Annotated in this window: 17 protein-coding genes and 1 tRNA gene; 13 read left to right on the top strand and 5 right to left on the bottom strand. The window is 60.5% G+C overall.

Annotated features, from left to right (window positions below; translation table 11 throughout):
- Positions 1 to 8 precede the first annotated feature (8 nt).
- The 5 genes from ACEW7X_RS12770 (at position 9) to ACEW7X_RS12750 (ending at position 4387) form a co-directional block, all read left to right on the top strand.
- The gene (locus tag ACEW7X_RS12770; protein WP_068366514.1) at positions 9 to 932 is read left to right on the top strand and encodes an amidohydrolase family protein; all 924 of its coding nucleotides are present in this window, start codon (positions 9 to 11) and stop codon (positions 930 to 932) included.
- A complete protein-coding gene (gene ligA / locus ACEW7X_RS12765; RefSeq protein WP_068366511.1) occupies positions 922 to 1311 on the top strand; it encodes a protocatechuate 4,5-dioxygenase subunit alpha in 390 nt (129 codons plus the stop codon). Before ACEW7X_RS12770 ends, ligA begins: the two co-directional genes overlap by 11 nt.
- Positions 1311 to 2165 carry a class III extradiol dioxygenase subunit beta gene (locus ACEW7X_RS12760; protein WP_068366508.1) on the top strand — a complete coding sequence of 285 codons (855 nt, stop codon included), beginning with the start codon at positions 1311 to 1313 and terminating at the stop codon, positions 2163 to 2165. Before ligA ends, ACEW7X_RS12760 begins: the two co-directional genes overlap by 1 nt.
- The gene (locus ACEW7X_RS12755; RefSeq protein ID WP_068366505.1) at positions 2165 to 3124 is read left to right on the top strand and encodes a Gfo/Idh/MocA family oxidoreductase; all 960 of its coding nucleotides are present in this window, start codon (positions 2165 to 2167) and stop codon (positions 3122 to 3124) included. Before ACEW7X_RS12760 ends, ACEW7X_RS12755 begins: the two co-directional genes overlap by 1 nt.
- Positions 3125 to 3400: 276 nt before the next feature.
- The gene (locus ACEW7X_RS12750; protein WP_420177281.1) at positions 3401 to 4387 is read left to right on the top strand and encodes an aldo/keto reductase; all 987 of its coding nucleotides are present in this window, start codon (positions 3401 to 3403) and stop codon (positions 4385 to 4387) included.
- A 78-nt stretch (positions 4388 to 4465) separates the two neighbouring features.
- On the opposite strand, the gene ACEW7X_RS12745 is transcribed toward ACEW7X_RS12750, so the two are convergent.
- The 4 genes from ACEW7X_RS12745 to ACEW7X_RS12730 all read right to left on the bottom strand — a co-directional run bounded on the left by ACEW7X_RS12745 (position 4466) and on the right by ACEW7X_RS12730 (position 6325).
- Positions 4466 to 4981 (bottom strand): GAF domain-containing protein, encoded by a 516-nt coding sequence (locus ACEW7X_RS12745; RefSeq protein ID WP_068367676.1) that lies wholly within the window; start codon positions 4979 to 4981, stop codon positions 4466 to 4468.
- Between the two features lie 74 nt (positions 4982 to 5055).
- Positions 5056 to 5214 carry a hypothetical protein gene (locus ACEW7X_RS12740; protein ID WP_167731906.1) on the bottom strand — a complete coding sequence of 53 codons (159 nt, stop codon included), beginning with the start codon at positions 5212 to 5214 and terminating at the stop codon, positions 5056 to 5058.
- Between the two features lie 143 nt (positions 5215 to 5357).
- Positions 5358 to 5819, bottom strand: a complete 462-nt coding sequence (dtd, locus tag ACEW7X_RS12735) for a D-aminoacyl-tRNA deacylase (RefSeq protein WP_068366499.1) — start codon at positions 5817 to 5819, stop codon at positions 5358 to 5360.
- 26 nt (positions 5820 to 5845) lie between these two features.
- Complete coding sequence (locus ACEW7X_RS12730) at positions 5846 to 6325, bottom strand: hypothetical protein (RefSeq protein WP_415358499.1); 480 nt, start codon at positions 6323 to 6325, stop codon at positions 5846 to 5848.
- A 326-nt stretch (positions 6326 to 6651) separates the two neighbouring features.
- Between ACEW7X_RS12730 and ACEW7X_RS12725 the strand changes: the two genes are divergently transcribed.
- The 8 genes from ACEW7X_RS12725 to rfaE1 all read left to right on the top strand — a co-directional run bounded on the left by ACEW7X_RS12725 (position 6652) and on the right by rfaE1 (position 13595).
- Positions 6652 to 6727 (top strand) — tRNA-His (locus tag ACEW7X_RS12725).
- Positions 6728 to 7210: 483 nt separating this feature from the next.
- On the top strand, positions 7211 to 7531 hold the full coding sequence (locus ACEW7X_RS12720; RefSeq protein WP_068366493.1) for an H-NS family nucleoid-associated regulatory protein: 321 nt from the start codon (positions 7211 to 7213) through the stop codon (positions 7529 to 7531).
- 431 nt (positions 7532 to 7962) lie between these two features.
- The gene (locus ACEW7X_RS12715; protein WP_130486628.1) at positions 7963 to 8592 is read left to right on the top strand and encodes an L-threonylcarbamoyladenylate synthase; all 630 of its coding nucleotides are present in this window, start codon (positions 7963 to 7965) and stop codon (positions 8590 to 8592) included.
- Between the two features lie 158 nt (positions 8593 to 8750).
- A complete protein-coding gene (gene dapA / locus ACEW7X_RS12710; protein WP_068366487.1) occupies positions 8751 to 9656 on the top strand; it encodes a 4-hydroxy-tetrahydrodipicolinate synthase in 906 nt (301 codons plus the stop codon).
- A gap of 19 nt (positions 9657 to 9675) precedes the next feature.
- The gene (bamC, locus tag ACEW7X_RS12705) at positions 9676 to 10827 is read left to right on the top strand and encodes an outer membrane protein assembly factor BamC (RefSeq protein WP_068366484.1); all 1152 of its coding nucleotides are present in this window, start codon (positions 9676 to 9678) and stop codon (positions 10825 to 10827) included.
- Between the two features lie 204 nt (positions 10828 to 11031).
- Entirely contained in the window at positions 11032 to 11355 is a 324-nt protein-coding gene (locus ACEW7X_RS12700) for a LapA family protein (RefSeq protein ID WP_127774973.1), read from the top strand.
- A gap of 60 nt (positions 11356 to 11415) precedes the next feature.
- Entirely contained in the window at positions 11416 to 12660 is a 1245-nt protein-coding gene (lapB, locus tag ACEW7X_RS12695; RefSeq protein WP_134838762.1) for a lipopolysaccharide assembly protein LapB, read from the top strand.
- Complete coding sequence (gene rfaE1, locus ACEW7X_RS12690; protein WP_068366475.1) at positions 12657 to 13595, top strand: D-glycero-beta-D-manno-heptose-7-phosphate kinase; 939 nt, start codon at positions 12657 to 12659, stop codon at positions 13593 to 13595. The genes lapB and rfaE1 overlap by 4 nt, the downstream gene beginning before the upstream one ends.
- A gap of 128 nt (positions 13596 to 13723) precedes the next feature.
- Here the strand turns inward: rfaE1 and ACEW7X_RS12685 are convergent, their stop codons facing one another.
- On the bottom strand, positions 13724 to 14815 hold the full coding sequence (locus ACEW7X_RS12685; protein ID WP_068366472.1) for a branched-chain amino acid aminotransferase: 1092 nt from the start codon (positions 14813 to 14815) through the stop codon (positions 13724 to 13726).
- Positions 14816 to 15445: the final 630 nt, after the last annotated feature.

The raw sequence follows: 15445 nt of genomic DNA, 5'->3' as shown, positions 1-15445 counted from the left end.
GCGACATCATGGCAGCATTTGAGAAAACCCCAGGCTGGCTGGACTGGTATGCCAATCCGAGCAAGCCGCGCTTTCAGGTGCCGGCAGGCGCCGTCGATGCGCATTGCCACGTCTTCGGCCCTGGCGACCAGTTCCCGTTTGCGCCGGAGCGCAAGTACACGCCGTGCGACGCATCCAAGGACCAGTTGTTCGCGCTGCGCGATCACCTCGGTTTCGACAAGAATGTCATCGTGCAGGCCACCTGCCATGGCGCCGACAACCGGGCGCTGGTCGATGCGCTGCAGGCTGCCGATGGCCGTGCCCGGGGCGTGGCGACTGTGCGCCGCAGCATTACCGACGAAGAACTGAAGGAATTGCACGAAGCCGGTGTGCGCGGTGTGCGTTTCAACTTCGTCAAGCGCCTGGTGGACTTCACGCCCAAGGACGAGCTGATGGAGATCGCCAGCCGCATCGCGCCGCTGGGCTGGCATGTCGTCATCTATTTCGAGGCGGTGGACCTGCCTGAACTGTGGGACTTCTTCACCAGCCTGCCAACCACGGTCGTGGTGGACCACATGGGCCGTCCGGATGTGACCAAGCCGGTCGACGGCCCCGAGTTCGAACTGTTCGTGAAGTTCATGCGCGAAAATCCGAATGTCTGGAGCAAGGTAAGCTGCCCCGAACGTCTGAGCCATACCGGCCCGCGCGCGCTGGACGGCGAGCAGAACGCTTATCGGGATGTTGTGCCGTTTGCGCGCCGTATCGTGGAAACCTTTCCCGACCGCGTGCTTTGGGGCACCGACTGGCCGCACCCGAACCTGAAGGATCACATGCCGGACGACGGTCTGCTGGTCGACTTCATTCCGCACATTGCTCCGACGGCCGATCTGCAGCGCAAGCTGCTGGTCGATAATCCCACCCGACTTTATTGGGGAGAATCGCATGTCGCTTGAAAAACCTTACTCCAACGTGCCTGGCACGACGATCTTTGACGCGGACCAGTCGCGCAAAGGCTACTGGCTGAACCAGTTCTGCATGTCGCTGATGAAGGCAGAGAACCGCGATCGCTTCAAGGCCGATGAGCGCGCCTACCTGGATGAATGGGACATGAGCGAGGAGCAGAAGCAGGCAGTGCTCGACCGCGACCTGAACCGCTGCATCGCCTTGGGCGGCAACATCTACTTTCTTGCCAAGATCGGTGCCACCGATGGCAAGTCGTTCCAGCAAATGGCGGGCAGCATGACCGGCATGAGCGAAGCCGAGTACCGTGACATGATGCTCAAGGGCGGTCGCTCCGTCGAGGGCAACCGCTACACCGGAGACCAGAAATAATGGCCAAGATCACTGCCAGTGTTTACACCTCGCACGTTCCCGCCATTGGCGCGGCGCTCGATCTGAACAAGCAGAACGAGGATTACTGGAAGCCGGTATTCGCCGGCTATGACTTCGGCAAGGAATGGATCAAGCAGAATAAGCCGGATGTCGTGTTCCTGGTCTATAACGACCACGCCACGGCCTTCAGTCTGGACCTGATTCCCACGTTTGCCATCGGTACCGGCCCGTTCTATCCGCCGGCTGACGAAGGCTGGGGCCCGCGTCCCGTGCCGCCGGTGATCGGCCATCCGGAGCTGGCGGCGCACATTGCGCAATCGGTGATTCAGGAAGACTTCGATCTGACCATCGTCAACAAGATGGACGTGGATCACGGCCTGACCGTGCCGCTTTCGTTGATGTTCGGCCAGCCCGAGGCATGGCCTTGCACGGTGATTCCGTTCGCGGTGAACGTGGTGCAGTACCCGGTGCCCTCGGGCCGCCGCTGCTTCGAGCTGGGCAAGGCTATCCGCCGCGCAGTGGAATCCTTCGACAAAGACCTGAACGTGCAGATCTGGGGCACGGGCGGCATGAGCCACCAGCTGCAAGGTCCGCGCGCAGGTCTCATCAACCGCGAGTGGGATAATAAGTTCCTGGACCGCCTGATCGCCAATCCGGACAGCCTGTCCCAAGTGCCGCATATCGAATATGTGCGCGAGGCTGGTTCGGAAGGCATCGAACTGGTCATGTGGCTGATCGCGCGCGGCGCGATGGCTGATGCGGTCGGTGGCGAAGCGCCTACCGTCGCGCAGCGTTTCTACCATGTGCCTGCGTCGAATACGGCGGTGGGCCACCTGATTCTGGAGGACAACTGATGAGCAAGACCATCAAGGTCGCCCTGGCGGGCGCCGGCGCATTCGGCGTCAAGCACCTGGACGGCATCAAGAATATCGACGGCGTGGAAGTGATCTCGCTGGTTGGCCGCGATCTGGAAAAGACCAAGGAAGTGGCTGGCAAGTATGGCGTGGGGCACGTCACCACCGAGTTGTCGGAAAGCCTGGCCTTGCCGGAACTGGATGCCGTCATCCTGTGCACGCCGACGCAAATGCACGCGGCCCAGGCGGTACAGGCCCTGAAGGCCGGCAAGCATGTGCAGGTCGAAATCCCGCTGGCCGATAGCCTGGAAGGCGCGCGCGAAGTTGCGCGCCTGCAGAAGGAAACCGGCCTGGTGGCGATGGTCGGCCATACGCGCCGCTTCAACCCCAGCCACCAGTATGTGCACAAGCAGATCGAAAAGGGTGATTTCCATGTCCAGCAAATGGACGTGCAAACCTATTTCTTCCGCCGCACCAATACCAATGCGCTGGGCCAGCCGCGCAGCTGGACCGACCACCTGCTGTGGCACCACGCCGCCCATACGGTGGACCTGTTCGCCTACCAGGCCGGCAAGATCGTGCAGGCCCATGCCATGCAGGGCCCGATTCATCCGGACCTGGGCATTGCAATGGACATGTCCATCCAGCTCAAGAGCGAAACCGGCGCGATCTGCACCTTGAGCCTGAGCTTCAATAACAACGGCCCGCTGGGAACCTTCTTCCGTTATATCGGTGACACGGAGACCTATATCGCCCGTTACGATGATCTGGTCAACGGCCGTGACGAAAAGATCGACGTGTCCAAGGTTGATGTGTCGATGAACGGTATCGAACTTCAGGATCGCGAATTCTTTGCCGCCATCCGCGAAGGCCGCGAGCCGAACTCCAGCGTTGCCCAGGTGCTGCCTTGCTATGAAGTGCTGCATCAGCTGGAACAGCAACTGGCGCGCGATAACTAAATGGCAGGACGGGCAGGCGACGGTGTCGCGGCCCGCGCCCGCAGCCGGCCTGTCTCTCACCCGACTGACTTGCCGGCATCCATGGCCTTGCCATCGGGCACTCCGTGTGCTGCAGATGGCAAGGCCATTTTCTCTGTACGATAGATAGTGTATTTGCCAGCGGGCGGCCCAGGCAGGGCTGTAGCGCAAATGGCAATCAGATCAAAGACGGCGGGCGGCCGGTGGCATGCAAAGCTGCCGCGGCAGGCCGGAACGCCATTACCGGAGCATCCCACCATGCAACAACGTAAGATTGGATTTTCATCGACCAGCGCCATCGGTCTGGGCTGCATGAATCTCAGTCATGCCTATGGCTCGCCGCCTGGGCGTGAGGTCGCCGAACAGGTCGTGCGTGCTTCCCTGGACGAGGGCGTGACATTCTTCGATACGGCCGCGCTCTATGGCTTTGGCGCCAACGAAGCCCTGATGGGCGAATTGCTGGCGCCGCATCGCAAGGATATTTTCCTGGCGAGCAAGTGCGGCATGACCGGTGTGGACGGCAAGCGCGTGATCGACGGTCGCCCGGAAACCCTGAAGGCAACCTGCGACGCCTCTCTGCAACGCTTGCGCACCGATGTCATCGACCTGTATTACCTGCACCGCTGGGACAAGAACGTACCCATCGAAGACAGTATCGGCGCCCTGGCCGACCTGGTGCAGGCGGGCAAGATCCGCGCCATTGGCTTGTCGGAAGTGTCGGCTGCGACTTTGCGCAAGGCTCATGCGGTACATCCCATCGCGGCGGTACAAACGGAATATTCGCTGTGGACGCGCAATGCAGAAATTGCCGTGCTCCAGGCCTGCCGTGAACTGGGCGCTGCATTCGTGGCGTTCAGCCCTGTGGCGCGTGGCTATCTGGGGGGAGAGCTACGCGATGTGACGGCGCTGGAGCCCAAGGATATCCGTCGCGGCATGCCGCGTTTCGCGCCGGAAAACTATGCCCGCAATCTGGAATTGCTGGAGCCATACCTGGAAATCGCCGACGAACTGGAAATTACGCCGGCGCAATTGGCATTGGCCTGGTTGCTGGCGCAGGATGACCATATCTTCGCCATTCCCGGCACGACCAATCCGCAGCACGCGCGCGACAACGCGCAGGCGGCCGATATCAAGCTGGACGCCACCGTGCTGGCCCAGCTTGATGAACTGATCAATCAGGAAACGGTCGTCGGGCCGCGCTATCCGGCTGCCACGCAGGTGGAGATTGATACCGAGGAGTTCTGAGTCTCTGTCCCTGGCCGCGTTCTCCGCCGGCCAGTGCCGCATGAAAGCCGGGGCATCCGCCCCAATGCGGCCGACTGATCAGTTCGCTGGCGCCAGGCTGTCGCGCCAGGCCAGGCACAAGGCCTGCATGCCGGCGGCGTCGATATCGTCGAAGCGGCCGGGCAGGGGGCTGTCCACATCCCATACGCCCAGCAATTCTCCTTGCGCATCGACCAGGGGTACGACGATCTCCGAACGCGAGGCCGGGTCGCAGGCGATATGTCCGGGAAAGGCATGGACATCCGGCACTATCTGGATATCGCGGGTGCGGGCTGCAGCACCGCAGACGCCGCGTTCCAGCTGAATGCGCACGCAGGCCGGCCGGCCCTGGAAGGGTCCCAGCACCAATTCTCCTTCTTTCAGGAAATAGAATCCCGCCCAATTCAGGCCAGGCAAGGCCTGATATACCAGCGCGCTGAGGTTGGCGGCATTGGCGATGGCATCGGTCTCGCCGGAAAACAGCGCTTGTGCCTGGCCGAGCAATTCCTTGTATTGCTCTTGGCGTTCGGTGGCGGTGGTGGCGGGCAGGCTGGAAAGGATGGGCAGGGCGTGCATGAAAAACGGGCTAAAAAAGGCAGGCTGAAATGCAAACGGCACCGCTGTCGCGATGCCGTTCTGGTTAAGGGCGCTTAGGCCCGATTGGCGCTGGAACTTTGCGGTACGCCGGATTTACCTTGTTCGCGTACGGGTTCCTGCAGTTCCGCCTTGGTATCCAGGTCATAAAGTTCCTGGGTGCGGCGGGTACGGATGCGGGCGTAGCCCATCAGTTGATTGGAGGTTCTGGTCATATGACTCTCCTTTTTTGTTATGCACGGCACATGCCGTGCGGGTTGCCATCGTTTATAGCCTCGTTTCGAATGATAAGGAACGATGAAAAATGGCTTTTCTTATCAAGATATTTAATATACGACCTGAGTATGGCACAGAAGTTTCAATCCTGGCCGTGCGTTGGCGCCGGAATATGCAACGGAATCGTTACAGGGCCGTCATTGATCAGTTCGACCGCCATGTCTGCGCCGAACGCCCCAGTAGCCACTTCCGGGTGCAGCCGGCGCGCGGCGCCGACAAAATAATCGTAGAGCTCTCGCCCCAGGGCGGGGGGCGCGGCTTGCGTGAAACTGGGACGGTTGCCGCGCCGGGTATCGGCAGCCAGTGTGAATTGGCTGACGATCAGCAGGCCGCCGCGAACATCCTGCACACTGAGATTCATTTTTCCTGCGTCGTCACTGAAAATTCTCAGTTTCAGAATTTTTCCAAGCAAGGCATCGGCCTGTTCCGCACCGTCTCCGATTTCGGCGCATAACAGTATCAGCAGGCCGGCGCCGATGGCACCATGGACCTGGCCGCCGATACGTACTTCGGCACGGGTGACGCGCTGAATCAATGCCTGCATTCCTTGTTCTCCCTGAAATGGCGGAATTATTGTTGTGGGCAAGCGCCCAGGCGTTGTGCCTGATGCCGGAAGCTCAGGTTGCCGCTGCCGGTCAGGAAATTGGGTGCGGTAGCCACGACCTGGATTTCATTTTTTCCTAGCCGTTGTACCAGATAGCTGATTTGCATGGCGGGCACGGCAATGCCCGGCATGATCTGCATGGCAGGGCATTGGCTGCTCAATTCGGCCCGGTCCGCCGTATCGCTTTGTACTTGTATGGCGCATTGCGGCGCATTTTTCTGGATTTCCTGCATGGCGCGTTCCAGCGAGCGGGCAATGTCAACGCAGCGGCGCTGGTCCTGGTCAGGAATGACGGGCTGGCGTGGCTGAGTGGTCATGGTCCAATGCCACAAGCCGTTTTCCAGTCCCTGGAAAGCCTGGAGATCGGCAAATGGATATTGGGCGGCTTGCCCCTGGCTGCTCAGGACAGCCAGGGAAGCAGCGACGGCGAATTGGGAGAGTTTCATGAGGCTCCTGACTGAAATAGGAAAAATCGTGGTGATTGGAGGGGCGTGTTCGCCTTGTTACACCGGCACCTTGCCGCACGCCGTACGTGATCTGGAACACGCATTGTGTCCGGTAAGGATGCGAGGCATGCCATTTTTCGGGCGGCTGGTCAGTGGCTTAGTGTGCCGGCGCAGGCCCTGGTTCCCTGGCGCGTGCCGGATGTGCGCTTCATCAGGGCGAGGGTTTCCGGGGTTGGCGCATCGTGCAGCATGCTGAAAATAATGCGACATGCGACTGTAGTATTTGCCAAAACCAAAAAACGTGCTATAGTTCTGTTTCTGCGGTGGTGGCCGTAGCTCAGTTGGTAGAGTCCCGGATTGTGATTCCGGTTGTCGTGGGTTCGAGCCCCATCGGCCACCCCAGATTTCCAAGCCCTTGCATAGTCAAGGGCTTTTTTGCGTTATTTTCCCATATCTATCCGGCCATTCGGCCCAGGCTTGTTGCCTAATTCTTTCATTTCCCAGTCAAGGTTTCATTGAATTGTCGGCTGCGCTAATTGTTTGGCGGTCGTCGGCAGTTCGCAATGGCCATTCTTGTCATATGACATGTTTTATGCCTGGGAATGAATCTCATCTCGCTTTGCGCTGCAACATCGCCCCCCGATTATTCTCAGCCTGACTTCCGGAGGGTTCTATTCTGGACGTCTTTCGACTATCTATGCAGGCCATTTGTTCATATTTGGCAAGTGTTGAGAGACAACAGATAGCGCTGATTGTTTCGGATGCTTTCGATTGTCTCTGTTTGAATAAGGACTGTCTGGTTTTGGGTGGAATTGCGTACCAAGCTTAGTAGTTGTTTATGCTAGAATAAAATCCTCGTTAACTTACGTGTTGATTAATACATATATGGCTACCTATCTCGAACTCAAAGCACAGGCAGAGAAACTGCTCGAGGAGGCCGAGCATCTGCGTCGGCAGGAGATCGCTGTCGTGATTAACGATATCAAGGCCAAGATTGCTGAATATGGCCTGAGCGCCGCTGATCTTGGTTTTGCCAATGTCGCTTCCGCCCGCAAGGCAACTGCTGGTCGCAAAGCCGAACAAACGGCTTCTGTGGTGCGCTATCGCGGACCGAACGGTGAACCCTGGTCCGGTATGGGCCGCCAGCCCCAATGGTTGAAAAATGCACTGGCTGAAGGCAAGAACAAGGAAGATTTCCGGGTGTAAGGAATTTGCTTTCTTTAGCAATCCTTCCCGCCCGCTGCATCACAGTCCAGGCAATGGCAGGTTTTATCACTGCCCTGGAAAGCCCCTCTTCGTAGAGGGGCTTTTTCTTTTCTGGCGTTTTGCGTAGAAGGGTGTTCAGAGTTTCTTGACTGTTCTTGAGGCAATGTAGGTGGATTCTCCATTTTTTGGTATTTCCGAATCTTTGAATATGGGAATTTTCTTGAATTTATTGCACTGCAATGACGCAGGGTTTGTCGCAAAAGGTGACTAGGTATTCATAAATGATGGGCAAATGGATAGGCCCTGAAAAAACCTGCAATAAACGTCTTTGAAGTGCTTTATAGGTGCTGTTTGAAGCACGCTGCGTTGCATCTCGTGCACAGAGTTGTGGTAGATTGGAAGAACTATTTAATGGCTCAGTATTCAGGAATATGGCACAAATTTTTTCTGTTCATCCCCAGAATCCCCAGCCCCGCCTGATTGCCCAGGCTGCCGATTTACTGCGTAATGGCGGTTTGCTGGCAATCCCGACGGATTCCGGTTATGCCGTCGTGGCGCGCCTCGACGATAAATCCGCAGCCGATGATTTACGGCGCCTGCGCGGTTTGACCGACAAACATCATCTGACATTGCTGTGCCGTGATCTTGCGGAAATCGGGCATCTGGCCAAAGTCGATAATTCACAGTATCGACTGCTGAAGGCCGCCACGCCGGGTCCCTGGACTTTCATTCTGGAAGCCAGCCGCGAAGTGCCTCGGCGCGTGTCCCATCCTTCGCGCAAGACCATCGGCATACGCGTGCCGTCGCATACGGCAGCGCTGGCGCTGCTGGAAAGTGCGCAGACGCCGCTGATTTCCGCCTCGTTGATTCCCCAGGGCGAGACCGATGCACTGACCGAAGCGGAAGAAATAGAAGCGCGCTATTCCCACCAGCTGGCCGGCATCATCGACGCCGGTGTCTGCCCAAGTTTGCCGACTACGGTAATAGATATGTCGGGGGCGACGCCGGTGATCGAACGCCTGGGGCAGGGGGATCCGGCAACATTGGGTCTTGCCGTCTGATTGCCAATTTTCTATGCTGCGTTCCTGCGCGCCAGTCCCTGATGGGCTGGTGCGCGCCGGTTTGCGCTCTTTTTTGAAATTGCCCGGCCGGCATCCGTTAAACTCAGTAGTTTGATACGTTACCGTGGCCCATGCCGGGCACGGCTGGAGCTTTCAAAATGGCAGAGAACGCGACTGCATCCCAGAACCCGGTCTTCCGCGGTAGTCTGGTCGCGCTGGTGACGCCCATGCATGCCGACGGCAGCCTGGATTACGAGACATACCGCGCTTTGATTGATTGGCATATCGCCGAGGGCACCAATGCTCTCGTGGTTGTCGGGACTTCTGGCGAATCCCCGACCGTGAATGTGGACGAGCACGCGGAATTGATCCGCGTGGCGGTGGCCCATGCCGCCGGACGCATCCCCGTCATCGCGGGTGTTGGCGCCAACTCCACCCGCGAAGCCATTGAACTGGCCAAGCATGCCAAGGCCGTCGGTGCGGATGCAGGCCTGTCCGTTGTGCCTTATTACAACCGTCCTTCCCAGGAAGGTCTGTATCAGCATTTCCGCTCCATCGCCGAAACCGTCGATCTGCCTACCGTTCTCTATAACGTGCCTGGCCGCACGGTTGCCGACCTGAGTAACGATACCGTCCTGCGTCTGGCGCAGGTGCCCGGCATCATCGGTATCAAGGACGCCACCGGCGATATCGGCCGTGGCGCGTTGCTGCTCAACGAGGTGCCGGCAGGCTTCCAGGTATTCAGCGGTGACGATGCCACGGCCGCCGCCCTGATCCTGCTGGGGGCATCCGGCAACATTTCTGTCACGGCAAATGTGGCGCCGCGCGCCATGAGCGAACTGTGTGCTGCCGCACTGGCCGGAGATATTGCTCGGGTTCGTGAACTAAATGGACGTCTGGGGCGTCTGAACAAGGCATTGTTCGTAGAAGGAAACCCCATCCCCGTCAAGTGGGCCATGGCCGAACGTGGTCTGATCCCGCCTGGCTATCGTCTGCCGCTGGTTACCCTGTCGCCGGAGTATCACTCCACGGTGCGGGACGCCATGCAACGAGCGGGCCTGTAATTGAATGAAGAGGTTGCGAATGAATAAAGGCCGATTGGCCGTCCCGGCATTGACCCTCGTTGTCCTGCTGGCAGGTTGCAGCAGTGTCAATGAATTGCTGGGCAACGAAGAGTCCATCGACTACAAGGGGGCTGGCGCCAACCGGACCAAGCCCCTCAGTATTCCTCCCGACCTGACCCAGGCGGCGAGCGATCCGCGCTATCAGATGCCGGCTTCCGGCTCCACGACGTTTACCGAATTCCAGCAGCAAGGCGCTGAAGCGGCGGCACAGGCCAAGCCTGTGGGCCCCAACGTGCTGCCGGAGTTCCCCGGCTTGCGCATTGTGCGTGATGGCGATCGCCGCTGGCTTGAGGCCGACGCGCCTCCCAGCGAGCTCTATCCGCGCATCGTGACTTTCTGGGAAGAGCAGGGTTTCCCGATCGCCAGCAACAATCCGACCGTCGGCATCATCCAGACGGGCTGGGCGGAGAACCGTGCGAAGATTCCGGAAAGTGGTCTGCGTAATCTGTTGGGCCGCATCATCGACCAGGCCTGGGACAGCGGCGAGCGCGAGCGCTTCCGTACCCGTCTGGAGCGGGTGGATGGCCGTACGGAAATCTTCATCAGCCATGACCACATGTTCGAGCGCCGCATGAACTACGATGACTCCCGCATCACCTGGGAGGTCGGTCCGGAGTCGCCCGAACTGAATGCCGCCATGTTGTCGCGCATGATGGTCTATCTGGGGGGCGGCGACGAAGAAGCCGTCAAGAAGGCAGAGCAGGCCAAGGCCGAGCAGGCAGTCGTTGACCGTACCGGAGAGATTCAGCCGGCAGCCGTGTCGCTGACCAGCGGCGCAGACGTGCTGGAAGTGCCCGAGCCCTTCGATCGCGCATGGCGCCGTGTGGGCATGGGGCTGGATTCTGCCGGTTTCACGGTAGATGACCGCGATCGCGCAGCGGGCGAGTACTTCGTGCGCTATGCCGACATCGACAGCGGCATGAAGAACGAATCGGCCAATTTCTTCACGCGCCTGTTCCGCACTTCTCCTGATCTCGACGTACAGGTCTATCGCCTGCGCCTGCAGCAGGTCGGCGACCTGACCCAGGTCTACGTTGTGGACGACAAGGGCGAAAAGGTGTCCGATGGCGCTGCCCGGCGTCTGCTGACGGTGCTCAAGGATAAGCTCTGATCCTGAACGCCAGGGCCGCCAGGCCTTGAAAGAACGCCGCCTTGCCTTGCCGGCAAGTGCGGCGTTTCTGTTGGTTCTGCCCGGGTCTGGCATGGGCACGGGGAGGTCGCTTCAGGGTTGCCCCGTAGCAGGGCGAATGAAGAAACCCCGGCATCCATAGCAGATTACAATAAACAGTACCCCATCCATTGCGGAGCTTGTCTCATGCGCTATTTCGTCTGGTTCCTTCGTGCGCTGGTTTTCATCGCGGTATTGATGTTCGCGTTGAAGAATACCGAGCCTGTTGCCGTGAAATTCTATGGCGATTACGTGGCTGACCAGGTGCCGCTGATTGTCGTGATGCTGGCCGTGTTCGTGCTTGGCACGCTGTTTGGCCTGTTGCTGATGGTGCCGGCTGTGCTGCGCAACCGCCGCGAGGCGGCCCGCCTGCGGCGCGAACTTGAAAAAGTGCGGGAAATCGTCGCTCGCGACCATGACCAGCAAGCTGTCGTTGCGCCGGAAACCGTCGCACCGCTGTCGCCGTTGTAATTGCCCGGCCGCCGCGGCGGCCCGGCTTGTTGATATGTATTTTTCTGGCGGATTCTTCGCGTGAACTTCGAACCTTGGTGGCTCATTTTCGTGCCTGTCCTGTTTGGATTGGGCTGGGTGGCGGCGCGTGTGGATATCCGGCAAATGCTGCGCGAGACGCGCCAATTGCCGGATTCCTATTTTCGTGGGCTGAACTTCCTGCTCAACGAGCAGCCTGATCGCGCCATCGACGCATTTGTCGAAGTCGCCAAGCTCGATACTGAAACCATAGAGCTGCATTTCGCGCTGGGGAACCTGTTCCGCCGCCGTGGAGAGATCGAACGTGCGATCCGCGTGCACCAGAGCCTGCTGTCGCGGGCAGACCTGCCTGCGCTCCAGCGTGAGCAGGCCCTGTACGAACTGGCGCAGGATTTCCTGAAATCCGGCATGCTGGACCGGGCCGAAGAAGCCTTCCGGCAATTGCAGGATACGCGCTACGCCCAGCAGGCGCTGCAAGCCCTGATCCGTATCTATGAAGCTGGCCACGACTGGCCCAAGGCGATTGAAACCGTGCGCATGCTGCGTGCGATGACCAATGAACCGGTGCCCGAACTGGCACACTATTATTGTGAACTGGCGCAAATGGCCTTGCAGGCCAAAACGCCGGATCTGCTGGGCGCCCAGGAAGCGCTGGATGCGGCGGAAGCCGCCTTGCAACGGCAGGGCGGGGAAGATGGCACCGTGCAACGGGGGGCTGCTGCGGCCGTGCGTGTCGCCATGCTGCGCGCCCAGATTGCCGCGCGCCAGGACGACGCCAAGGCGGAGCGCCTGCACCTGGAATCCGTATTGCGCGAGCATCCCGCGTATGCGGGCCTGGTGGCCGAGGCCCTGTTGCAGAACTATCGCGCCGCCGGGCAGGCAGCCGAGGGCTTGGCACAGTTGCAGGCGCAGTATGTCAGCCAGCCGTCTCTGGACCTGTTCAATATCGTATTTCGTGAATTGCGCGCCCAGCAGTCCGAAGGCACGGCATGGAGTTTTGCGCGCAGTGCATTGTCGCGCCGCCCATCTTTGCTGGGCCTGGACCGCCTGCTGGAAATCGAGCTGGCCGCAACCAAGGACGCGCCTGAGGGTTCCGTGGCCGCTGTCATCGGCGGCCAGCATGAAGACCTGGCGCTGCTGCGGACGTTGATTCACAAGCATACCCAGCGGCTGGATCGCTATGGTTGCACCGCCTGCGGTTTCCAGGCCCGTCGTTTCTATTGGCAGTGCCCGGGATGCAATGCCTGGGAGACATATCCGCCCAGGCGCCTGGAGGAGGCGCAATGAACGTTTTTCCTGTCGATGCAGTCAAGCGTGCGCGTATTCTGATCGTTGGCGATCTGATGCTGGACCGCTACTGGTTTGGCGAGGTCGAGCGTATCTCGCCGGAGGCGCCGGTACCCGTGGTGCGGGTGGCGCGGCGCGAGGACAGGCTGGGCGGTGCTGCCAACGTGGCGCGTAACGTTGCGGCGCTGGGCGCCCAGGCTTGCGTGGTGGGCGTGGTCGGCGAAGATGAACCCGGCAGGCGCATCGCAGGCCTGCTGGACGAGGCCGGGATTGCATCGGCGCTGGTTAGAACGCCGGACTGCCCGACCACGCTGAAGCTGCGCGTGCTGGGCCGGCAGCAGCAACTGCTGCGCATAGATTTCGAGGAAACCCTGGGCGTGTCGGTGTTGCGCGGGATTCGGGATCAGGTCGATACGCTGCTGGCCGGCTATGACGTGCTGGTATTGTCAGACTATGCCAAGGGGGCGCTGGCCGAGGTGGAAGTTCTGATCGAACGAGCCAGGGCTGCGGGCGTTCCCATCCTGGTGGACCCCAAGGGTGACGATTTTTCCCGCTATCGCGGCGCTGACCTGGTGACGCCGAACCGCCAAGAATTGCAAGTGGTGGCTGGTGCCTGGCGTACCGAAGAAGACCTGACGCGGCGAGCGCAGGCGTTACGCCAGCAGCTGGGCCTGCGTGGCCTGATGCTGACGCGTTCGGAACAGGGCATGTCCCTGTATACGGATGAGGGCGAGGACCACGTGGCCGCCCAGGCGCACGAGGTATTCGATGTCTCGGGTGCCGGGGATACCGTCCTCGCTACCTTGGCGGTCATGCGCGCTGCAGGCATGGACTGGCACCAGGCCATGCGTTGGGCCAACAAGGCTGGTGGCATTGTCGTGGGCAAGCTTGGGACGTCCATCGTGACTGCCGAGGAGATGGCGGCAGCTGTCTGATCCCTTGGCCAGCCAGGCGAGCAGCTGGCAAATAGACAAACGCAAAAATTGAAACGGCCGGCCAGCATGATTGCTGGCCGGCCGTTTTATTGCCGGCAGGGCCGGCGAGGCAATGCGATAGCGCTGCCTTAGATGGCGACGGGGCGAGCCCAGCCTCGGGTGTCGGCGACACGGCCGCGCTGAATGCCGGTCAGTTCTTCACGCAGGCTTTCCGTCAGCGGGCCGGTCTGGCCGTCGGCGATCTTGAAGCTGCCGCCGGCATAACGCACTTCGCCAATGGCGGCCACAACGGCAGCTGTACCGCAGGCGAAGGCTTCCTTGATCTTGCCGCTGCGGGCATCAGCTTGCCATTCCTCGAAGGAGTAGCGCCGTTCCTCGACCTTCAGGCCGCGCGCGCGGGCCAGTTCGAGCAGCGAGGCGCGGGTGATGCCGGGCAGGATGGTGCCGGCCAGCGGCGTGGTCAGAAGGCTGCCGTCTTCCAGGACGAAGAACACATTCATGCCGCCCAACTCTTCGATCCAGCGGTGTTCGGCAGCATCCAGGAAGACAACCTGGTCGCAGCCGTTATCGTAGGCTTCTGCCTGCGCCACCAGGCTGGCGGCGTAGTTGCCACCGCATTTGGCCGCACCGGTACCGCCTTGTGATGCACGCGTGTATTCCGTGGAAACCCACACCGACACCGGCTTGGCGCCGCCCTTGAAATAGTCGCCCACCGGCGAGGCGATGACACAGAAGGTGTAGTGATGGGCCGGGCGCACGCCCAGGAATGCTTCGCTGGCGAACATGAAGGGACGCAGATACAGGCTGCCGTTGCCGCCGGGGATCCAGTCCTTGTCGGTCTGCACCAGCAGTTCGACGGCTTCCAGGAAGGTTTCCTCGGGCAGCGTGGGCATGGCCATGCGTTCGGCCGACAGGTTGAAGCGGCGCGCATTCTGGTCCGGGCGGAACAGCGTGATCTTGCCTTCGGGCGTGCGGTAGGCCTTCATCCCTTCGAAAATTTCCTGTGCGTAATGCAGCACGGCCGCGGCGGGGTCCAGCAGGAAGGGTTCACGCTTGCGTACTTCGGCCTTGTGCCAACCCTTGTCCTGCGACCACTCGATGGTAACCATGTGATCGGAAAAGACGGTGCCGAAGCCGCCTTGGGCCAGCAGGGCTTCACGCTCGGCGGCAGGAGTGGGGGTCGGGTTGGGAATATGCGTGAAAGACAATGCAGCGGACATGTTGTTCTCTGATAAACGAACCCCGCGCAACGGACGAACCATTGCCGGCGGAGGTAGCACACGAGGATGGGTAGCTAGGTAATCTCGCGGCGAAGGCGGTAACTGGCACGCTGCGCAGGTGTCATGAGGCCGCCATCCCGTAGTTCATACATGATAACCATTGTTGGGCGCAATGGCGTGGACATTGTGTCATGGGCATGGGGCCAACGGCTTGCACGCCGGTTTTTCCCCATGACCAAACCCGTGCCGCAGGGCTGTCGCCGGCGAGCTGCGGCGGTGCATGATGTGCTCTGACGCAGGCCGATGTTTCCAGCCTGCGCCGCGCCCTGGCCGGGCTTGCGCGGGCCAATGGCGCTTGGCGCTGGGGGCAATCCTGCCCCGGCACGAGACGGCAACCTTGACGGAGAGGATATGAACCCATTTCTTGCGCCTGCACTGGCATGGCGAACATTGCGGGATAGACCGGATGCAGCCCGGGTGCCGGCATGTTGTAGCAGGGCCACGGGCCGGCCAGGGCCGGATGCCGGGCAGGAGGTTGGGGGCGGGCAGCGGCCTGCGCCGGCCACCCAACAACCGGACAAGCAGGCCAGGGCGTGGCGCCGTGGCCTGGCCTGGACGGCGCTGGCGGTT

This window comes from Kerstersia gyiorum, assembly GCF_048595715.1.
GTDB lineage: Bacteria > Pseudomonadota > Gammaproteobacteria > Burkholderiales > Burkholderiaceae_B > Kerstersia > Kerstersia gyiorum.
Note: the sequence above shows the minus strand (reverse complement) of the source record. Positions and strands in the feature narration are given on the sequence as shown.

What these genes read in the sequence shown, in the direction of transcription:
- ACEW7X_RS12770 (WP_068366514.1), top strand. Translation starts at nt 9, where the DNA reads ATGGCAGCATTTGAGAAAACCCCAGGCTGGCTGGACTGGTATGCCAAT.
- ligA (WP_068366511.1), top strand. Translation starts at nt 922, where the DNA reads ATGTCGCTTGAAAAACCTTACTCCAACGTGCCTGGCACGACGATCTTT.
- ACEW7X_RS12760 (WP_068366508.1), top strand. Translation starts at nt 1,311, where the DNA reads ATGGCCAAGATCACTGCCAGTGTTTACACCTCGCACGTTCCCGCCATT.
- ACEW7X_RS12755 (WP_068366505.1), top strand. Translation starts at nt 2,165, where the DNA reads ATGAGCAAGACCATCAAGGTCGCCCTGGCGGGCGCCGGCGCATTCGGC.
- ACEW7X_RS12750 (WP_420177281.1), top strand. Translation starts at nt 3,401, where the DNA reads ATGCAACAACGTAAGATTGGATTTTCATCGACCAGCGCCATCGGTCTG.
- ACEW7X_RS12745 (WP_068367676.1), bottom strand. Translation starts at nt 4,981, where the DNA reads ATGCACGCCCTGCCCATCCTTTCCAGCCTGCCCGCCACCACCGCCACC.
- ACEW7X_RS12740 (WP_167731906.1), bottom strand. Translation starts at nt 5,214, where the DNA reads ATGACCAGAACCTCCAATCAACTGATGGGCTACGCCCGCATCCGTACC.
- dtd (WP_068366499.1), bottom strand. Translation starts at nt 5,819, where the DNA reads ATGCAGGCATTGATTCAGCGCGTCACCCGTGCCGAAGTACGTATCGGC.
- ACEW7X_RS12730 (WP_415358499.1), bottom strand. Translation starts at nt 6,325, where the DNA reads ATGAAACTCTCCCAATTCGCCGTCGCTGCTTCCCTGGCTGTCCTGAGC.
- ACEW7X_RS12720 (WP_068366493.1), top strand. Translation starts at nt 7,211, where the DNA reads ATGGCTACCTATCTCGAACTCAAAGCACAGGCAGAGAAACTGCTCGAG.
- ACEW7X_RS12715 (WP_130486628.1), top strand. Translation starts at nt 7,963, where the DNA reads ATGGCACAAATTTTTTCTGTTCATCCCCAGAATCCCCAGCCCCGCCTG.
- dapA (WP_068366487.1), top strand. Translation starts at nt 8,751, where the DNA reads ATGGCAGAGAACGCGACTGCATCCCAGAACCCGGTCTTCCGCGGTAGT.
- bamC (WP_068366484.1), top strand. Translation starts at nt 9,676, where the DNA reads ATGAATAAAGGCCGATTGGCCGTCCCGGCATTGACCCTCGTTGTCCTG.
- ACEW7X_RS12700 (WP_127774973.1), top strand. Translation starts at nt 11,032, where the DNA reads ATGCGCTATTTCGTCTGGTTCCTTCGTGCGCTGGTTTTCATCGCGGTA.
- rfaE1 (WP_068366475.1), top strand. Translation starts at nt 12,657, where the DNA reads ATGAACGTTTTTCCTGTCGATGCAGTCAAGCGTGCGCGTATTCTGATC.
- ACEW7X_RS12685 (WP_068366472.1), bottom strand. Translation starts at nt 14,815, where the DNA reads ATGTCCGCTGCATTGTCTTTCACGCATATTCCCAACCCGACCCCCACT.